We start from the raw sequence: 19,273 nt of genomic DNA, 5'->3' as shown, positions 1-19,273 counted from the left end.
ACGATCTTTTTGGGTAAATTGGCGTCACCCCGATCGACTCCGTCGGGTTCTCCGCTTTTGAATCAACAATCCAACGCCACCGTGGAACCGTTCAACGATGCTTCGATGTTACCTTCTTTCAACAACACTCCTGCTGCTGATTGCTGTTCCCACCCGAGCCGACGAGGGATGGCAAGCGGGGATTGCGAAGCGGAACATCACGCCCAGCGAATCGATGTGGATGGCCGGTTACGGCAGTCGCGACCATCCCTCGCAGGGAAAGTTGACCGACCTGTGGGCCAAAGCACTGGTGTTGCGTGATGCCGCGGGCAAGCACGCCGTCCTGATCACGTTGGACCTGGTCGGAATCGATCGTGAGCTTGCCACCGCGATCAGCGATCAGATCCAAGCCAAACACCAGCTGGATCGATCGCAGATTGCCATTTGTTGTTCGCACACGCATACCGGACCGGCCCTAAAAAACAATCTCGCTCCGCTGCACTATCTGATCGTCGCCCCGGAACAACAGCGGAAGATCGAAACGTACCAGCAGCAACTACAGGCCAGTGTGATTGATGCGGTCGACAGCGCGTTTGCTGATCAGCAGCCGGCCAAACTTTCCTGGGGCAGCGGCAAGGCGACCTTCGCCACAAACCGTCGCGAGAATCGGCCCGAAGGCAATGTCCCCCAGTGGCGCCGCGAAGACAAGCTGAAAGGCCCGGTCGATCACGACGTCCCCGTTCTGGCGGTGCGTGACTCGAAGGACCAGCTGGTCGGTGTCGTCTTTGGGTACGCGTGTCACGCGACCGTGCTGGGGATTTATTCCTGGTCGGGCGATTACCCCGGTTTCGCCTGTGCGGCGTTGGAAGCATCACACCCCGACGCGATCGCCATGTTCTGGGCGGGCTGTGGTGCCGATCAAAACCCGCTTCCGCGGCGAACCGTTGAACTTGCCAAACATTATGGACAACGCTTGGCATCCGCCGTCGATGCCGTACTGATGACGGTCCAGATGCAAGCTGTCACTCCCACGTTGACGACACGGTTTCGCGAGATCGACTTGCCGCTGGCAACGCTTCCGTTGCGCGACGAGATCGAAGCGAATTCACGGTCGACCAACCAATGGGAGGTCGCCCGGGCCACGATGTTGCTGGACCAACTCGATCGCGGCCAAGCGCTTCCGCAGACCTATCCGTACGCCGTCGGAAGCTGGAAAATGGGCGACCAGGTCGACATGGTCTTTCTCGGTGGCGAAGTCGTCGTCGACTATGCGCTGCGGTTGAAGAGCGAATTGCGGGGCACACAGTCTTGGATCGCCGGCTATGCCAATGACGTGATGGCCTACATCCCCTCCCGGCGGGTGTTGCGTGAGGGCGGCTACGAAGGCGGCACATCGATGGTCTACTACGGCCTGCCTGCTCACTGGTCCCCCGAAATCGAACGCCACATCGTCGACGAAGTGCACCGACAAGTGGACTGATTCAAAGTACAATCGTCACCACGCACGCGCGAAATGTCTTCCGAAGGAAAAAGGTTTTACCGATGAGAATGCGATCGATCGTCTTCGTCACGCTTTGCCTGTTGCTGGCGGGGCAGCTCGCCGCCAAAGGCCCTTTAAAAATCTTCGTGCTCGCCGGCCAGTCGAACATGCAGGGGCACGCCCAAATCACCACGTTTGATCACGTCGGCATGGATCCGGCGACGGCGCCGATTTTGGCCGAGATGCGCGGCGCGGACGGATCGCCCCGCGTCTGTGACCAGGTCTGGATCTCCTCGATCGGCAACGACGGCAGCGAGCAAGAGCATCACGGTCGATTGACCGCCGGCTACGGGGCACATGGTCGTGGGACAAAGATCGGCCCCGAGTTCACGTTCGGGATCTACATGCACAAGCAACTCGAGGAACCGATTCTGATCATCAAAACGGCCTGGGGCGGCAAATCATTGCACACGGATTTTCGTCCTCCCGGCGCCGGCCCCTACGAATTCAGCGAACAACAACTGGCCAATCTCGAAAAACAGGGCAAAGACGTCGAACAGATCAAGGCAGACCGCGTGCAGGCGACCGGGCATTACTACCGGCTGATGATCGATCATGTCAACAAAGTCGTCGGCGACCTGAAGCGCGTCTATCCGGATTACGACCCCGAAGCGGGTTACGAGATCGCCGGCTTTGTCTGGTTCCAAGGTTGGAACGACATGGTCGCCCGAGACGTGTACCCCAACCGTGACAAGCCCGGCGGGTACGACCTTTATTCCCGGCTGCTAGCCCAATTCATCCGCGACGTTCGCGACGATCTGTCCACACCGAACTTGCCGTTTGTGATCGGCGTCATGGGCGTCGGAGGCCCGGTCGATCAATACGGTCCGTCACAACAACGTTACAAGAGCACCCACGACGGTTTTCGAAAGGCGATGGCCGCGCCGGCGTCGATGCCCGAATTCCAAGGGACCGTCGCGGCCGTGCTGACCGAAAACTATTGGGATGCCGAATTGGACGAGTTAAAGGAACGTGGTGCCGAGATCAAAACCAAGTCCCAGGAACTCAATAAGGACGCCAGCCTCAGTCGCCAGCAGCGTGAGGAGGCTCTGGCCAAGTTCCGCGCCGAACTGTACACGCCACACGAGCTGGAGGTCCTCAAAGGCAGCTCCAATGCGGCGTACCACTACAACGGGTCGGCAAAGATCATGGCGCAGATCGGCAAAGGGTTCGCCGAGGCGATGGCCGATTTGAGCCGCCCCTCCAACTGACGCCGCGCTATCGCAATCGCCAACGCACGCTACTACGCAACCCGTCGGATTCGAATTGCATGTTCAACTGGATCGAATCGATTCGGTTCATCATCCCAAACGGTTGGTCGGGATCAAATGCCGGTTGGCGCTGGCGAGTCGGTTCGCCGTAGCGATCGCTGATCATTCGAAAATCCGTCCAACGCCACCGATCGCCGTCCAGTTGCCGGGGATAAAACCCGTACAACCGCTGGTGTTCGGCCGCCGCCTGGTCCACACTCTTTGCCCCGCTGAGCATGAAGGGGTAGAGCCGTCCCAGTCCCGACATGACCGCTCGCCGATTGGCGTCCGATGCGGCGGCGAACAGCCCAGGAAGCTGTTCTTTGCACGCCGAGGGAGACGCTTGCAACAGGGCGGCATTCAGATCTGCCGGTGCGACGCTGACCACGCGATCATCGCTCGACCAAGGGATGTTGCGAATCACCAAGTACTTGTCGACCACCTCGACACCGTAACGCAATTTGACGACGCCAAACACATCCATCGTCCAGACCCATTCGTCACGATCTCCCACCTGGTAGAACGAGACGTTGAAATCGCGGTCCCGGCGTTGATGCGACATCCCCGCCAAGGCGGCTTGACGCAGGTATTGTGACGTCCGTTCGGGCGATTTCGTCTCGACCATGATACTGCAAGGACGCGTCAGCATCGAAAGTGCGACCGGAATCATCAGCATCTCGTTGCCGCCCCCACGCAACACGTTGCCGCCGAAGGCGCCGAAGACGTCACCGCTTCCGATGGCGATGATCGGGTCGGCATCAAAGACGGCGACGTGAACGCTGGGGCCGAGATCGTCCAGCATCGCCGGACTGGCCCCGGAGTAGCGTGTGAAGAACTCTGAAAAATTCCCCGCCACCGCCTGCCACGCCATGTCTTTCAAATTCGCCGAAAACTGCACGACGGGAGTCGGTTCGACGATCGGGACCGAGAGCGTCGTCTGGTCATCTTGATGCGCCAGAAACATCTTCAACGTGTTGTAGATCGAATTGTCCACCAATGGCAGAATGAACGTGGACAACTCCAATTGGTCGCCGCCGACGTCATCCAATCGAATCGCGATCGGGTCAAAAAAACGACGCCAATACCTGGAGTAGTTTTCGACGTAGCGGCGGTAGGCTTCCGCTTCGGCCGGCGTCACTTTATCCAAGGGGACTTCGGGCAAGGTCCGCATGCGGGGCAACGTGTCGTAGTGGTGACTTCGGACCAAGCCGCTGGCATCGATCGAGATCCCTTCGCTTTGCCAGCCTTGGGGAAGATGCCCGCTGCGAATTAAATCCGCCGTCGAATCGAAACTGACAGCCCCGTCCAACCGAGCGAGCATCGCCTGGGCCGTGATCGCTTCCATCTTGGCTTTGGCCAGTATCCGGCGTCGCTGTCCGATCTTCGTCCGCGGCCCGACCAACTTTCGCACAAACGGATCCGACAGATACGCGTACAATCGCGTGTCTTCGTTGACCGGTAACTGTGTCAGCATATAACGAAACTCTGCACTTTCGCCCAGGCTGTCGCTTCCTTGCCGGCCGTGCAGATCCACGGCTTGCTGCAGTTCCCCGCGATGCGTGCTGGCGAACAACAGATCACCACGCAGCGCCATGTACGCGGGGCCACCGGACGAAGTCGGCAACTCCAAGACGGACTCGGTTCCCAGGTCTGACGCACCGAGCATCCCGAGCAATTGACGCAGCAGTTGCGGCTGTCTCAACCTCGCCACGACCGTCACATCCGTCCCGTCGATGAAGAACAGGTCGGGGGTGAAAAAGGCCAGCTCGCTGGTCAGCCCACTGGTCAACACCGCATCCACCCAATCGCGTGTCATGCCCAACCGGGCCAGGTAGCGTGATTGGAGGTTGTAATGAAGACAATTGCCCGTCAGCGCCGTCCCCATGCCGGCGATGAACGGGGCGCCGGTATCCAGCAAGGCCGGGATCGATTCCGGTTTGCCGATATAGACAAAGAAACGATCTGGCGGAACACAGTGGGCGATGTCCAGGCGGCCGCCGTCCTGGTCGCCCAGCATTTCCTCAAACGGGTGCGATTTGACCTCCACCCCGGACAATGAATCGACGTCGATCGTCGCCGCGTGCAGATCGGAATCGATGGCTCGTAGATCTTGCAATTGCAGCGTTTCTTCGACCGCCGCGCGGCCTCCCAGAACCGAGAACATCGTCAGGCTGCGCCGTGGGTTGACGTCGGGCCGGGGTGTTTCCCCGGCCAGATCCCAGACCTTCAACACGCCGCCGTCGGCCGCCAGCGAGTAGGGCCCCCAGGCGAATCGTCTCGCTTCGGTGATTGTGTCGCGAAGCTCTTGATACGGCACGTCCGATCCGCTGGCCGCGTTCCACCGAATCGTCCGCTCCTGATCGAGCACATGGTTTTCGGCCCGCAATTCGAGCGAACCGGTGAAAGATTGTTCGCGCACCATGACCAACCGATACTCCAGGTTGGGCTCTTCGTCGTCGCCCTGGGCGTTCTTTTGCGTGACGATCGGACGGATCTTCACCGCTTGCGATTGAATCAATTGACGATCGATGTCAACGCGTTGGCAATCGCCGTCGGTGTACAGCACCCAGTGCTGTCCGTCGTCGATGAAGGGGCGGAGTTCAAATGCCAGAACCTCACGGTTTTTCTTGGGAACCGTCCAGCGAGTTTTCGCGTTCGTTGCTGTACCGGCCTGGACCGCCGTTCCAGCTTCGCGACGCGTGGTCTGATTGGGCGGGGCGAACCGAAATCGCGCTTCGGGAATCAGATGAAGGAACGGGCCCTCGATCGGTTTGGTGTCGACGAAGTCGCGCCAACGGTTAAGCCGCCAACTCGCGCTGTCCCAATGCTGGGCGACATACTCCCAGCGTTTGTCTTGGTCCAAGTCCGAGATCGCTTTCGGACCGACGCCCTGTCCGTCTTGTGCAAATTGACGACACGCCTCAAATCCCATTTGCACCTGCCAACGACCGTTTTGGATTTGGCGTTCCTCCAGTGCCGCGTACATCCGTTTGCCCAACTGCCGCAAACGCGACGGCTCGGTCGGCATCAGATACAGTTCGCCGACGGAATCCGGCGACTGGGGTGCACGGATTCGCCACAACCCATCGGCAGGCAACGCAACCGTTCCGACAGACGCGTGCAGTGGCCCGTCGGCGATGCGGCAGTGTGACGTCTGGCTGACAACGGTGTCCGCCCGGACAGAAACGACCAGACAGGGCAGCGAAATCAGACACGCCAGCGAGATCAGACAGGCCAGCCATCGACTTCCGATCGGCCGGGACTTGAGTTTTGAAAGGCACATGACGGGCGATCCTTGGGATGCGATGCCGATCGGATCGCGAGCGGGCGATCAACGCCCAGATCCCCGTTCCCGACCGATGACACCAAGAAAACAAAACTTCGCGACAGTTCAGCCTACGGTAGCGGAGAGCCCGTGGCGAACGGTTCGATGCGCAAAATCTTGGCCGCCCCCAAAGGTGAACTCAGAAAACCCGAATCACTTCCACGACGAAATTCAGCGTGGCGTTGGGTGGAATCATGGGGGCACGTCCGTCGTCGCCATACCCCAATTCAGGCGGGATTTGCAGTTCAATCATGCCCCCCTCACCGACCAACTGCAATCCTTCGGTGAATCCGGGAACGACTTGATCGAGCGAGAAAATGGCCGGCTCGCCTCGGGCGTAAGAGCTGTCAAACACAGTTCCGTCATCCAATTTTCCGATATAGTGCAGCCGAACGTGACCGTGGGCGTTGGCTTTCTTGCCGTCGGACTTTCGCAGCACGCGGTATTTCAGCCCCGATTTCGTCTCGGTGAACTCCGTCGGTGCATCTGCGTCAGCAGCCCCAGGGCCGGGCATCAATCCGGAGCATCCGGTCGCCAAGCAGAGCGTCAAGGAGAGAAAGCCGAGCAAGGTTGTCCGAACGAGATGCATGGCGTGCGGTCCTGACGTGGGGGGCGTCAACGAGGAAAAAGAGATCGAGGGAGCACAAATTTGGCTGCGGTCAAAGCATAGATCCCCAAGAATCCCTTTCACAAGCCCACCGCGGCGCGGGCCCCACTGAATCCACGCCCCCGCCGGATGGATTTTGCTCCTCCCACCCGGGCAGTAGCTATCATGAAGAGAGTGCCGCCGCGTGTCCCACGAGCCGAAGGTGTTCCAATGAGGTCCCCAACGTTGGAGAATCGTCTGGGAGGACTGTGCATTCTGATCGCGGCGATCGCGACCGCCGGGCCGATTGTTCCCGCCAACGGCCAGGCGAACCGCCAAGACGTTCGTCATTCCGGCGACCCTGCACGCCTTCGCCCGGTCCAGCTCCGAGAGGACGACGCCGAGCGGCGATTCGTCGACCGGCTGGTCCCCGGCTCGCACGTCAAGGTCTTTATCCCCAGTCTGCCCTACATCTACATCTCGCACGCCATCAACGGCGCGATGATCAAACCCAGCGACAACGCCCGGGGATGGGAGTACGACATGGCGACGTCGCACACGCAGATCGACGACACCACCTACGAATTCAAACTCCGCCGAGGCGTGAAATTCCAGGACGGAACGCCGTTTGATGCCGACGCCGTGGTGAGGAACATGGATGCGTTCAAAAAGGCCCCCACGCTGTACAGCAAGATCGACAAGGTGTTCGACCGCTGCGAAAAAGTCGATCCGTTTACGGTCCGCTTTTTCCTGACCGAAAAGTATGGCTGTTTCATGAACGATCTGATTTGGATGCAGTTCTACAGCGATGACTATTTGAAGATCAAAGGCTGGAACGGAAAAGCGACCTGCCCCAACCTGTCCGCGCCCGGACCGTACGGTCTGGGGCCCTACGTCTTGACCGAAGGCTACGTCGAAGGCGATCGGCAAACTCCCAAGGCCGTGCTGAAAGCCAACCCGTACTATTGGGACACGCGTTATCCCAAGGTCGAAACGATCACCGTCTTTACGGAACTGGACAGCCGACAAGCCAAGGACCGGGTGCTGGAGACCGAGGGCGATCTGGACATCGCCTTCATCCCGCCGGAATACAAAGTCGACACGATCTTGTCGCCCTACGCCAAACTCGTCACCTCCCCGACGACCAACAACATCGCGATTCACATGAATCTGATCAACGGGAACCCGAAACTGTTGGACGTCCAGGTGCGTCGGGCGCTCAATGAAGCCTTGCACCAACGCAACCTCTGGCACTTTGTCTTCGATCGCGAAGCCACGCTGTCACCGACCCAGGCCTCCCCCTACTTCCCCGGCATGAACAAGGTCACGCAGCTGATCAAACCCTACTCCGAATTGCAGGATCCCTACCAGCCGGCCAAGCGGGCCCAGTTAAAGAGCCTCCTGGACGGGCTCCGTCTGAAAGTCCTGACGCAAAACCGTTACATGGACCTGTGGCGCGGCATCGAAACACAACTCGGTTACGTCGGCGTCCAATTAGACATCGAGGAGGTCAAAAGCGAAAAGGAGATCTTTGATCCGTTGTTGACCACCAACCAGGATCAAAATGAAGTCCAGTGGGATCTGTTGATCTGGGGCAATGACGACTGGTTCTTCAATCATCCGTTCACCGCGTTCCTGGTCTATCGGACGCACAATGTTTGGAGCACCATTTTCCCCGATCCCGTGCTGGACGGTTACATCGAACAGATGTTTCAGGCCAGTGTCGAAGATCCCCAGTTTGACGAAATCACATTCCGAATCGTCAAACACGTCTATGACCAGGCCTACATGTTGTTTGTGCCGACGCCCAACAACGTCTTTGCCGTCAACAAGGAGGTCGGATTCAAACCGTACCGGATGGCCTGTTATCCGCTTTGGAAAATCCAGGTGACGGACCAACATTGGTCGGTACGACGCGGCCCCTATCCGCAATCCAGAAAAGCACCCATGAAGGTGACCCGCATTCAATTCGATGCCGGAGAGAGTCCATGAAAAATCGAGGCGTACTGGGCAAACTCCTGCTGCTGGTGGGGATCTCCGTGATCGCCTTCTGTGCCGTGGGCATCTTCGGAATCCTGACCAACAAGCAAATCCATGGTGCGGTCGATCGCGTCCGATTGACGGCCGAGCAATTTCAAACGGGGGCACTCAACATCACCGACCCCCTCAGCGAACTGAGGCAATTGACGCTGACGATGGTGATGGCGCCCAATCGTGAACTGCAAGAGCAACTCAACCAAGAGCAGCGGTTGCTGACCGAACAGTTGGACCAAACGTTTGCCCGATGGAATCTTTCGACCAACAGCAGGCGCGAACGGGAGGCGTTTCAAAACTTGCGTGCCGGCTGGGAAGACTACCGCACCCTCAAAGACGCCACGGTGGGCAAGGTCATGGGCGGGTATCGGGAGGAAGCGTTTATCAACGCGATCCGAGCCGAAAGCGATCAGTTCCAAGTGGTCAACGACCAGGTGCAACAGTGGCAACAAGCAATCATCGCCGATGCCGACGCCGTCAATCAGGCCGCCGGGCAGTTGGCCGACAACGCGTTCCTGGTGTTCACGCTGACCATCGTGATTGCGACGGTGCTGATCGGCGGATTCGGATTCATCACCACCCGCATGATCGTCGGCCCGATCGAATCACTTAAAAACACGGCCTCCAAAATCGCCGCCCACGCCTCCAGCGCGAGCATCGGCCAGGCACTTGATGAACGCATCGAAGTCCATTCCAAAGACGAATTGGGCGCATTGGCCCTCGCGTTTAACACCATGATCGGGAACATGCACGCGGCGATGGACAAACTGGACGTCGCCGAAAAACGCACCCAAGCGATCCTCAACTCGACCGCCGATGGGATCTTGACGATCGATGCCGATGGCAGGATCCAATCCCTAAACGCCGCGTGTGAATCGTTGCTGAAATACCGGGCATCGGAATTGCGTGGACAACCCGTCAAATCGATCATTCCGAACTTTCAACTGCGCGGCCGCGGCCCGGAATCCGGCGCTGCCGGGGAGACACGATCGGATCATTCGGGAACTGAAAGCGAAGCCTACGGGATGGACAAACAGGGCCGCCACGTCCCGATCGCGCTGCGGGTGACGCAGATGGAATTTTCCGGCGAAACGATCTTCATCGCGACCTTGCAAGACATCGCGCGGCGCAAGCAGGACGAACAGGAACGCGCGCGCTTGTTCGCAGCGATCCGCGAAACCGTCAATCACCTCTCGATCGCCAGTTCTGAAATCTCCGCGACAATGAAACAACAATCCACCGGGATCGAAGAACAGGCCAGCGCCGTCACACAGACCTCCGCGGCGGTCGAGGAGGCTGCCCGCACGGCCCAGGAATCCATGCATTTGGCCAACGAAGTCGCCGAGGCGTCGCGACGTGCCGACGAGGTCGGACGCTCGGGACGGAAGGCGATCGAGGACACGCGAGTTTCGATGAACAACGTCCGCGAACGCGTCGAATCCACCGCCGACAGTATCCTGATGCTGGCCGAACGTGCCCAAGCGATCGGCGAAATCATCACGACGGTCAACGAGATCGCCGATCAGACCAACCTGCTGGCCCTCAACGCCGCCATCGAAGCCTCCCGCGCCGGCGACGCCGGAAAAGGGTTCTCGGTCGTCGCCGCGGAAGTCAAATCGCTGGCCCAGCAAGCGCGACAGTCGACCGGACAGATCCGCGAAATCCTAAGCGAGATTCAGCATGCCACCAATCACGCCGTGTTGGCCACCGAACAGGGGACCCAATCGGTCGGCGATGCCAGCGATGTCGTCGTCAAAGCGGAACAAACGATCGAAGAATTAGTGACCATGGTCGGCCAAGCATCACGCGTCGCCGCGCGGATCGTCACCGCTTCCAGCCAACAAGCCACCAGCATGGACCAGATCGCCGATTCGATGGACCAGATCGACCGAACGACCCGGCAAGCCATGGCCGCCACGCACCAAACCGCCCATTCCGCCGGTGACCTGAACCAGCTCGGGCAACGCTTGGCTGAACTGCTGGCCGGAGACGCCCCGGCGGCGCGGCTGACGCCGGTCTAGTTGCACCGGAAACCATCGTGCGCGTCTCGGCGCTGGTGTCCAGGCTTGAGCCGCTTGGGTCGCTGCTTCGCAGCGAAAGGGAAATCGCCTAAAGGCTCGACATCATCGTGAACTGCAAGATCAAACCTCCGCCGGGACGGTCGGTCGCCCAGATGCGGCCCCCGTGAGCTTCGATGATCGTTCGGCTGACCGACAGTCCCATCCCCAGCCCGGTTGATTTGGACGTGAAAAACGCATCGAACAGCTTTTCTTTCTCATCCTTCGACACCCCGGTCCCCGTGTCTTCCACCGCCACCTGGACCGTCGATCCCGCCAGCGAGGTTCGGACCGTGATCGAGCGAAGCTCACGATCAGCGACCGCTTCCAAAGCGTTGCGCACCAGATTGACGACCACCTGTTCCAGCTGCACCCGATCGGCATGAACCACCACGGGCGACGAAGACAATTCAAGCCCGATCGAGGCGTTCGTGCTGTGCACCAGTGGAGCCAGAATCGCCACGGCATCACGGACAACCGCGTTCATGTCCAGCGGTGACCGCACGCCGTCCGTCTTGCCGACGAACGCTCGGAGTCGCTTGATAATCTCACCGGCATGAACCGCCTGTTGGGCAATCAATTGATTCAGCTCGCGTAAACTTTCTCCCAACTGGTCGTCAAACGCCTCGAGTTTCTTCTCGGCCACCGCCGCAAAGTTGGCGATCGAATATAGCGGTTGATTGATCTCGTGCGCGATCCCGGCGACCAATTCACCCATCGTCGAGAGCCGAGAGATGTGAGCGAGTTGCGATTCTTTTTCTCTCAGCTGAATCTCCGCCTGTTTGCGTTTGGTGACATCGCTCATGAAACAGTAATGGCCGTCGTGCCGCCCGAGTTCATCGTACGATTTGACCAACAGCAACTGTTTGAAGAAAACCGATCCGTCCTTCCGCAGTGCACCGCATTCGAGTGTCGTACGGCCGTCACGCAACATTGCTTCGTAACCCTCGCGCGCGAGCGGTTCGCTGTCCGCCGGGACCGTCACGGTCCACGACTGGCCGAGCAGCTCTTCGGGCCGATACCCCAGCATCTGGGCGTACTGCGGTTTGACCATGACGAATCGCCCTTCGCGATCGAGTCGCGAGATGCCTTGCATCGCATTTTCGATCGCCAGATTCAGTTGATCCAGTTCCTCGCGGGCCCGTTTCTGATCGGTGATGTCGATATCGATTCCGATAAACCCCGTCGGTTTGCCGGATTCATCGGTGACCAACGAAATGATGGTCGATGCCCAGAATATCGTGCCGTCTTTTCGTCGTTGCTGGTAGACGCCTTTCCACGACCCCGTTTCGAACACCTGCCGCATGCGTTCGCGTTCGACGTGCTCCTCGTCCGGTTGAACGATGAAGGTGACAGATTTGCCAATCACCTCCTCGGCCGAATATCCGTACAACTGTTCGGCCCCCCGGCCCCAGTACGTCACCTCGCCCTCCAAGTTGGTGCCGATCAATGATTCCTGAACGCTGTCCAGCAATTGCGATTGATAGTGTGCGTCGGTACGCGATCGCGCCCGTTGCCACTTGGCGGCTTGCGTCTCCGCCGACCGCGGCCGCGGCAGTTCAATTCCCTCGACTCGTTCATTCATCGGCATGATTCGACTCTGGGTCGCCACGCTTGAAAGCACACTCGCTGTCGGTTGTTGGGATTCAATTGTGGCCTCCGATCGAATGCAGCAATGCCCGCAGGTCCAATCGCACGTAGGGTCGATCCGCGGCGGGATGGTGGTGGTCGGCGTTGGCGACGTACATCACTTGATCGGCGGGAACAAACAACACGTTGTGCAGATTGGACTGCATCGCGACCGGCCGGCTCATCAGCCATTTGCCCACCTCGGCATCGATCTGGCCGTGTTGCTGATGAACTCGCTCGCGCAAGGTTTTCAAACGCTCCCCGGCCGACAGCACGACAGCATCACCGATGCCGTCGCCCAATCGCGGATCAGCCTGACCGGGCTGAATGAACTCGATCGAATCGGGATCGGCGGCCACGCCCACCGCACGATTCGTTTTGCCGTCGGCAAACACATAGTAATACTCACATGTTCGTGAGCTCTCGCGCCACAACGTCATCACTTCATCCAGCGTGCGGCACTCTTCGAGTGCCCGTCGCATCAACGTCGCCATCGGCACCCCGTCCCATCGGCCTTCACCGCCACCGCCCATCTCACCCAGCGAGATCGCTTCGGCATTCATGCCGCTGACGCTGCCGATGAACCCGGCGTAACCGACGTTGGCAAAGGAGATCTGGCCGTCGGCGGCAACGATGAAGGTGGTCGCCGCGTCTTGCAGTCCGATCGTGGTCATGTAATCCAACACCCGGCCGTGGTACAGCTTTCCATCGCGGGTCGCATCGCCAAAGACCGCAAAGCCGCTGCAGTGGAACAGTTCGGGAAAGACGTTTAACGAATCGATCAGGTCTTCATCCAGCCCCAGTGCACGAGCCATCGCACGCGTCTCGATCCGATGGCGCTGCGGGATGTGTGGCGACAAACGTGCAAACGCCGCGTCTAAATCATGACGAAACCATCGGCCGGTGCGAATCGTTTGGACCGTGCCGAAGGTGTGCAGCACCGAATCGATACAGGCCTGAGCCTCGTCGGCCAGCAATTCGCCGTGGGCGCGTCCGATTTCCTCAGGCGAACCGGAGAGCAACACGACACGATGTCCGTCGATCCATTGCAATCGCCCATGATCGGTTTGCCGCTCACGTTGACTGGGACTGGTTAACACCTTAGACGGCGACAAGATTTCCAGGGCCCGCCGGACCCCACGAACCAACGTGCGTTCCAACTCTTCTCGCGGGACGTGCGAATGCTTCATGCCGGGCCAGTCGTCCAGCCCAGCCGGCGTCGCGTTTGCGGTGGAAATCGCGAGCGTGACGACCGCCTCGTCGGTTCGGACGACCAACGAACCATCGGCTTCAAAGGCGAACGTCGCCGAATCGTCCAGACGCCCCCGACTCGCTTGCGCGTCATACGTGATGCCGGCGAGTGATTTCAGTGCCGCCGTGACGGCAGATGCATCGGGGTAGGCCAGCAGGGGCAGGTACGTCGAGACGGTTGTTCGCGTTGACACCAATCGCTGTGTCAAACCGGCCGGGGAAAGCGAATCCGCCGCCGCAGCCTGCCCGCGGCCGACGAAGACCACATTGTGCTTGGGAAGAGCCAACGCCGTCCCCTCCGTGCGGTGACGAATCCGCGCTTCGTAGTCGCGGTGCGTCAGATCCAGGTCAAATAAATCCCGGTCATGACGCGCCAAACGAATTTGAATCGTTTCGGCGTTGCCATCGATCGGAACCTCTGCCCGACAGCGGATCTCGAACTCCTGCTGCTGCCCTGAAAGCACCTGCAAGTAGGGCCGTAACCGCTCCGTCAGTGGGTCGGTCGTCGTCGCGACATCAGCGCCGAACGTGGGGCTCGATACCAGCACCAACACAAACGCAAACAAAATCGCCGAAGGCACGCGGCACAACCAAGCTCGCGCGGTTCGACAAACATCACCGAGTCTCTGCAACACGATCGCGCTCCTGAATGATCGGATCCATCTCTATCGGAAAACGCGATTGTACACTCTGACGCCTCGTCGGGGACTTTGACGTCGCAACGTTCGATGCCGGCGTCGAAAATGCCGGGGAACCACCTTCTGGCGAAGGTTGCTACATTCGCACAGCGATCCACGATCATTCTCGAATCAAGCGCCTGTCAGCCCATGTACTTGGCGATAAACGCCGGTTCGCCCATCCGATCGAGCAAGTCCAATTGCAGCTCCAACCAGCTCATGTGCCCCTCTTCATCCAGAGCGATCTTTTCGAACAGCTGGCGAGTCCCGATGTCGCGGTCGTCCATCGCGCGAAACGATGCCGACGTGTAGAACTCGATCGCTTCCTTTTCGTCGGCGAGATCCATTTCAAACATCTCCTTCAATGAGCCTGCTCGAACGGGCAGTTTTTCAAGCTCCAGCCGTGGCTCGCCGCTGAGAAACAGGATCCGCTCCAGATACTCCTGTGAATGCCCGAGCTCCTCCTGCATCTCTTCTCGCATCTTCGTCGCCAACAGCCCCATCCCCCAGTCGTCCAGGACGCAGGCATGAAGCTGGTATTGGTGCACTGCGGTGAGTTCCATCGACAGAGCTTTTTGCAAGTTTTCGATCGTCTGTGTCGTTGTCATCCTTTTGTCTCCAATTCAAGGTAGTTGATAAAAAAATGGCGTTTGCGTTCAGTGCCCCGCCGCGCTGCCCTCGGCCGTGCCGGCTTCCGGGTTTCGCAGCACCGATTCGCCAGATTGAGAGGGCAAGCGTGGGAGAGTGATCTCTGGAAACTGGCCCTCCAATGCGGTCATGAATGCTACCAGTTCGCTCACTTCGTCGTCACTCAATTCCATGTCCAATTGGGTACCGGCCATCACACGAATCGCCTCCGACAGGGAGTCGACACGTCCGTTGTGCAAATAGGGGGCCGTCAGTGTGATGTTCCGCAAAGTCGGCGTTTTGAAATAATGGTCATGTCTGCGATCCCCCGTCGCGTTGGATCGCCCGATATCAGAACTCAAGTCATGTTTTTTCACATAGGGCGAATCGGTCACGCGAGGAAACTCGGCGAAATCCGCATCGCCGCCGGGCTGCCACCCGTTGAGCGCCGGGCCGGAATGACACTCGGTGCATCCGATCGACTCAAACAGTTCCATGCCGCGGACTTGAACATCGCTCATCGCATTTTTGTTTCCCAAAAGGTACAGGTCGAGCGCGGAATTCGGTGTGATCAGCGTGCGTTCAAACGCCGCAATGGCCTTGACCGCGTGTTCAATCGTGACCGCCTCGTTTGAGCCGAACACGATCTCGAATTCGCGGACGTATCCGGGGATCGTGTTGATTCGATCGATCACTTGATCATGACCGGACATCCCCATCTCGACATCGGCGACCATCGGCCCCTTGGCTTGGTCTGCCAACGTTGCCGCACGGCCGTCCCAAAACTGCGACGCTTGGAAGACCGAGTTCCAAACGGTCGGTGCATTACGCGGCCCGGTCAGACCGTCCACTCCCATCGACGTCGGGCGTCCGTCGTCGCCGCCTTCCATCAGATTGTGACAGGTGTTGCACGAAACCGTCCCGGTTGCCGACAGCCGGGGATCAAAATAGAGCTTTTTCCCGAGTTCGATCATTTCAGGCGAATCGCTATGCTCGGAGGCGGATGGCGGAAGCGGTTGAAGGTCTTGCGAATTCGCTCGCACTGATCCTACCAACATGATCCCGCATGCAATCGCGATTCGTTGAATCCTTGATGTGACATTCATCAGTGGTTTTTCCATCGTTTAAGGGGATGTTTTGTTATCCGACCGTCGCCGGTTCGTCTTTCACGCTTGGATAGCCGTCCGCTTTCCACGCCTTGTACCCGCCGGAAAGGTTGATGACATTTTTCCAACCCGCCGCTTGCAGGACACTTGCCGCGATCGCCGATCGGGCACCAGCGAGACACTGGATGACCAGCGTCTGGTCGCGCGGCAGTTGCTCTGCCGTCTCTGGAAGACGTCCCAGGAAATGATGTCTGGCGTGTTCGATGTGTCCGCCGTTCCATTCCTCCTGGGATCGAACGTCGATCACTTGCACGTCACCCGTTTCGATGCTGTGGACCAGATCGGCCGACGACCCGTTGGCGTAGGTTTCGATCGCCGAGCCGGATGCTTTGACCGATTCGGCGTCAAACCCGCCGGCGATGTCGTCGACGCCGATCTTTTGCAACACGCGTGCCGCTTCTTCTAATTGATCCGGCTGGCAAATCAGGTAGGTCGGGCGGTCATAATCGACCAGCCAGCCAGCCCACGTCGCCAGCATCTCAAGAGGGATGTTGATCGTCCCCGGCACATGTCCCTGGGCATACTCCGGCGATGGCGTCAGATCGACGACCGTCCCCGAGCCGATCGCATCGGACAGGCCCGCCACGTCGAGCATCGCGTGTCGATGTCCCGCCCCCAGGATCCGTGGCCCCTCTTTGTTCACCCGTTTCATGACGGCAAAGTATTTGGGCGCCTCTGGCTGATCGGCCAAGATGTACTTGACGAACAGTTCCGGGTCGTTGTGTTGAAGCGCGGGATTAAATCGTTTTTCGTAGCCCACCGTCGACGATGGGATTGCGCCGAGTCCCTTGCCGCACGCACTGCCGGCACCGTGAGCGGGCCAGACTTGTAAGTAGTCGGGCAGTGTCTTGAACCGCTGGACCGAATGGAACAAATCGCGGGCACCGGCTTGGGCCGTCCCCATCATCCCTGCCGCTTCTTCGAGCAGGTCGGGCCGACCGATCGAACCGACGAACACAAAGTCACCGGTGAAAATTCCCATCGGTTGATCGGCGCCACCCCCTTGGTCGGTCAAGACGAACGAGATGCTCTCGGGCGTGTGGCCGGGCGTGTGAATGACGTCGAAGCGGACATTGCCGATCATGAAATGGTCTCCGTCATGCAAACGCTGATTGTCGTATCCATCGACGTACTGATACTTCCAATCGTCGGGACCTTCATCGGAAACGTAGAGCTTGGCGCCCACTCGATCGGCAAGCTCACGGGCACCGGAAACGTAGTCGGCATGAATATGAGTCTCGGCAACCGCGGCCACTTTGACGCCGTCTCGTTCTGCCGCCGCCAGGTACTGGTCGATGTCGCGGCCCGGATCGATCACCACCGCGACGCCGCCGCGCTGGCAGCCGACCAAGTAGGACGCGTGGGCAAGTTTCTGGTCGTAAAAATACTTGAGCAACATGTTCGTTTTCTCCCCTAACGTGACGGGATTGGACTACAACACCACCGATTGAATGATCACAAAGACCGCGACCAACACGACCGCGATCGAAAATAGTTTTTGAAGCGTCGGGCCTTTCAGATGTCCGGCGACCACGCCGCCCAACCACATGCCGACGGCACCTCCGGCAAAAAACTGGAGCGTCGTGCTTGGCGACAGAGCGTTTCCGCCGGCCAAGTGCGATGCCACTCCGCTGATGCTGACCAAGACGATCACGAACAATGATGTCCCCACCGCTTGATGAATCGCCATTGAGCTAAACAACACCAGCGCCGGGACAATCACAAAGCCGCCGCCGACGCCGAACATGCCCGACAGCACTCCCGTGACCATGCCCACAAACACCAACAACCGCGCACACCGGGACGTCAAACGCAGTTTTCCGTCGACGTCGCGCTGACACGCACTTCGATCTGCCCCCGGTTCGCTTTCCGTCACACAAACACCGCTGGCAACGTTTGGGTTCCTGGCTTTGGTCCACATCCGAAACGCGACGACAAACATCAGCAGTGCAAACATCACCAACAACACCTGCTCGGGGACACGCTTTGACAGAGCGGCGCCCGCGGGGGCTCCCAGCATGCCGGCGATGGCAAATAACAACCCCGTCCGCAATTCAACCTCGCCGCGAATCAATCGCGGCAGCGCGCCAAACAACGCCGTGCCGCCGACCGCGGCCAGCGAAATCCCGACCGCCTCACGCGGCGGGACCGCCAATCCGTAGACCAACAGCGGCACCGCGAACACGCCGCCGCCGCCACCGGTCATTCCCAACGCAAAGCCGACGACACAGCCAAACAGGACCGCTAGGCCGAACATGACCCTTCACAACCTCCGTCGCCGCACTGATTCCATGGCATCCGGGCGATCATCGATGACATCGGGCAGTATCCGCTGATACCGGCAAAGATCAGTCCCGCACCGATGAACCCCGAGAGCGCGATGAAGGAAGGGTGAACCAGCTGCGCCAAGACGACTCCCAGCACCGTCAACGTCCCCGCAGTGATTTGCATCTGTTGTTGCAGCGACAGCGACTTCTTGCCGCGGACGACGGGCAACCCCGCTTTGTCCCAGGCCAGCGTGCCGCCCTCGACGTTGACCACGTTCTCATGCCCCGCGTCAATGAACCGCTGGCATGCCTGTGACGAACGTGTCCCCCCGCGGCAGATGACGTACAGCGGCTGGGTGCCCTGTCCGTTGCGCTCCGCCATCACACGCTGCGGATCGAGTGATTCCAGAGGAACATTGCGGGCGCACTCCGCGTGGACCTCACGATACTCGGTCGGCATGCGGACGTCGATCAGCTCGATTTCCGCCCCACGCCGCAACTCGGCCAATCGCTTGACGTTGATGCTCTGCATTCGATTCTCCCGTCGGTTTGACGTTCGTTATAAATACTTCGTCGGCTCGCGAGATGGCGAGTCAATTGCTTACCAGGCATTGCGGCCATGGGCGTTCCTGTGCCGCCCGACGCGGCGTCGGCCTAACATTCCGCTGCCGAGCTGATACTTCAATATATCGTCACCTCGCGAGGTGTCAATGAGTCTGTTTTGCCGGAAGCTTCGTTTTCTGTACCGCCGTTGTCGCTCGGTGGAGCGATCGTAGAGCGCTGCCGGTGTTAGAAGGTTTCCCGTGATGGAACGTGCCGCGTGCGTATCCGCCCAGCGGCGGACTGCCACACCGCCGGCCGCCGCTCAGATGTGCGATTGGGCGC

13 protein-coding genes are annotated in these 19,273 nt (G+C 59.4%); 4 read left to right on the top strand and 9 right to left on the bottom strand.

Annotation, left to right across the window (positions count from 1 at the left end):
* Positions 1 to 97 precede the first annotated feature (97 nt).
* Positions 98 to 1,459, top strand: a complete 1,362-nt coding sequence (locus H1B37_RS04230; protein WP_182865368.1) for a neutral/alkaline non-lysosomal ceramidase N-terminal domain-containing protein — start codon at positions 98 to 100, stop codon at positions 1,457 to 1,459.
* Positions 1,460 to 1,527: 68 nt separating this feature from the next.
* Positions 1,528 to 2,730: a sialate O-acetylesterase gene (locus H1B37_RS04225; RefSeq protein ID WP_182865367.1), complete on the top strand. Its 1,203-nt coding sequence runs from the start codon at positions 1,528 to 1,530 to the stop codon at positions 2,728 to 2,730.
* Positions 2,731 to 2,737: 7 nt separating this feature from the next.
* On the opposite strand, the gene H1B37_RS04220 is transcribed toward H1B37_RS04225, so the two are convergent.
* Positions 2,738 to 6,052 (bottom strand): hypothetical protein, encoded by a 3,315-nt coding sequence (locus tag H1B37_RS04220; RefSeq protein ID WP_182865366.1) that lies wholly within the window; start codon positions 6,050 to 6,052, stop codon positions 2,738 to 2,740.
* 181 nt (positions 6,053 to 6,233) lie between these two features.
* Positions 6,234 to 6,683, bottom strand: coding sequence for an FKBP-type peptidyl-prolyl cis-trans isomerase (locus tag H1B37_RS04215; RefSeq protein WP_182865365.1), 450 nt, complete (start codon positions 6,681 to 6,683; stop codon positions 6,234 to 6,236).
* Positions 6,684 to 6,911: 228 nt separating this feature from the next.
* On the opposite strand from H1B37_RS04215, the gene H1B37_RS04210 reads away from it, so the two are divergent.
* The gene (locus tag H1B37_RS04210; RefSeq protein WP_182865364.1) at positions 6,912 to 8,672 is read left to right on the top strand and encodes an ABC transporter substrate-binding protein; all 1,761 of its coding nucleotides are present in this window, start codon (positions 6,912 to 6,914) and stop codon (positions 8,670 to 8,672) included.
* Positions 8,669 to 10,735 carry a methyl-accepting chemotaxis protein gene (locus H1B37_RS04205; protein WP_182865363.1) on the top strand — a complete coding sequence of 689 codons (2,067 nt, stop codon included), beginning with the start codon at positions 8,669 to 8,671 and terminating at the stop codon, positions 10,733 to 10,735. The genes H1B37_RS04210 and H1B37_RS04205 overlap by 4 nt, the downstream gene beginning before the upstream one ends.
* Positions 10,736 to 10,823: 88 nt before the next feature.
* On the opposite strand, the gene H1B37_RS04200 is transcribed toward H1B37_RS04205, so the two are convergent.
* From H1B37_RS04200 to H1B37_RS04170, 7 genes are all read right to left on the bottom strand, one after another.
* Positions 10,824 to 12,356 (bottom strand): PAS domain-containing sensor histidine kinase, encoded by a 1,533-nt coding sequence (locus H1B37_RS04200; RefSeq protein WP_182865362.1) that lies wholly within the window; start codon positions 12,354 to 12,356, stop codon positions 10,824 to 10,826.
* Positions 12,357 to 12,417: 61 nt separating this feature from the next.
* Positions 12,418 to 14,232 carry a C45 family autoproteolytic acyltransferase/hydrolase gene (locus H1B37_RS04195; protein ID WP_353620772.1) on the bottom strand — a complete coding sequence of 605 codons (1,815 nt, stop codon included), beginning with the start codon at positions 14,230 to 14,232 and terminating at the stop codon, positions 12,418 to 12,420.
* Positions 14,233 to 14,471: 239 nt separating this feature from the next.
* Positions 14,472 to 14,936: a bacterioferritin gene (locus tag H1B37_RS04190; protein WP_182865361.1), complete on the bottom strand. Its 465-nt coding sequence runs from the start codon at positions 14,934 to 14,936 to the stop codon at positions 14,472 to 14,474.
* 48 nt (positions 14,937 to 14,984) lie between these two features.
* Positions 14,985 to 15,929: a cytochrome-c peroxidase gene (locus H1B37_RS04185; RefSeq protein WP_286177393.1), complete on the bottom strand. Its 945-nt coding sequence runs from the start codon at positions 15,927 to 15,929 to the stop codon at positions 14,985 to 14,987.
* A 166-nt stretch (positions 15,930 to 16,095) separates the two neighbouring features.
* Positions 16,096 to 17,520 carry an MBL fold metallo-hydrolase gene (locus H1B37_RS04180; protein ID WP_182865359.1) on the bottom strand — a complete coding sequence of 475 codons (1,425 nt, stop codon included), beginning with the start codon at positions 17,518 to 17,520 and terminating at the stop codon, positions 16,096 to 16,098.
* Between the two features lie 33 nt (positions 17,521 to 17,553).
* Positions 17,554 to 18,378: a sulfite exporter TauE/SafE family protein gene (locus H1B37_RS04175; protein ID WP_182865358.1), complete on the bottom strand. Its 825-nt coding sequence runs from the start codon at positions 18,376 to 18,378 to the stop codon at positions 17,554 to 17,556.
* Entirely contained in the window at positions 18,366 to 18,920 is a 555-nt protein-coding gene (locus H1B37_RS04170) for a rhodanese-like domain-containing protein (protein ID WP_182865357.1), read from the bottom strand. The genes H1B37_RS04175 and H1B37_RS04170 overlap by 13 nt, the downstream gene beginning before the upstream one ends.
* Positions 18,921 to 19,273 lie beyond the last annotated feature (353 nt).

Origin of the sequence: Stieleria mannarensis, from assembly GCF_014154935.1 — a bacterium.
Lineage (GTDB): Bacteria > Planctomycetota > Planctomycetia > Pirellulales > Pirellulaceae > Stieleria > Stieleria mannarensis.
Note: the sequence above shows the minus strand (reverse complement) of the source record. Positions and strands in the feature narration are given on the sequence as shown.

Bases quoted from the DNA above. Each gene is read 5' to 3' on its own strand.
- H1B37_RS04210 (WP_182865364.1), top strand. From the start codon at position 6,912: ATGAGGTCCCCAACGTTGGAGAATCGTCTGGGAGGACTGTGCATTCTG.
- H1B37_RS04175 (WP_182865358.1), bottom strand. From the start codon at position 18,378: ATGTTCGGCCTAGCGGTCCTGTTTGGCTGTGTCGTCGGCTTTGCGTTG.
- H1B37_RS04170 (WP_182865357.1), bottom strand. From the start codon at position 18,920: ATGCAGAGCATCAACGTCAAGCGATTGGCCGAGTTGCGGCGTGGGGCG.
- H1B37_RS04185 (WP_286177393.1), bottom strand. From the start codon at position 15,929: ATGATCGAACTCGGGAAAAAGCTCTATTTTGATCCCCGGCTGTCGGCA.
- H1B37_RS04220 (WP_182865366.1), bottom strand. From the start codon at position 6,052: ATGTGCCTTTCAAAACTCAAGTCCCGGCCGATCGGAAGTCGATGGCTG.
- H1B37_RS04230 (WP_182865368.1), top strand. From the start codon at position 98: ATGCTTCGATGTTACCTTCTTTCAACAACACTCCTGCTGCTGATTGCT.
- H1B37_RS04225 (WP_182865367.1), top strand. From the start codon at position 1,528: ATGCGATCGATCGTCTTCGTCACGCTTTGCCTGTTGCTGGCGGGGCAG.
- H1B37_RS04190 (WP_182865361.1), bottom strand. From the start codon at position 14,936: ATGACAACGACACAGACGATCGAAAACTTGCAAAAAGCTCTGTCGATG.
- H1B37_RS04215 (WP_182865365.1), bottom strand. From the start codon at position 6,683: ATGCATCTCGTTCGGACAACCTTGCTCGGCTTTCTCTCCTTGACGCTC.
- H1B37_RS04200 (WP_182865362.1), bottom strand. From the start codon at position 12,356: ATGAATGAACGAGTCGAGGGAATTGAACTGCCGCGGCCGCGGTCGGCG.
- H1B37_RS04180 (WP_182865359.1), bottom strand. From the start codon at position 17,520: ATGTTGCTCAAGTATTTTTACGACCAGAAACTTGCCCACGCGTCCTAC.
- H1B37_RS04205 (WP_182865363.1), top strand. From the start codon at position 8,669: ATGAAAAATCGAGGCGTACTGGGCAAACTCCTGCTGCTGGTGGGGATC.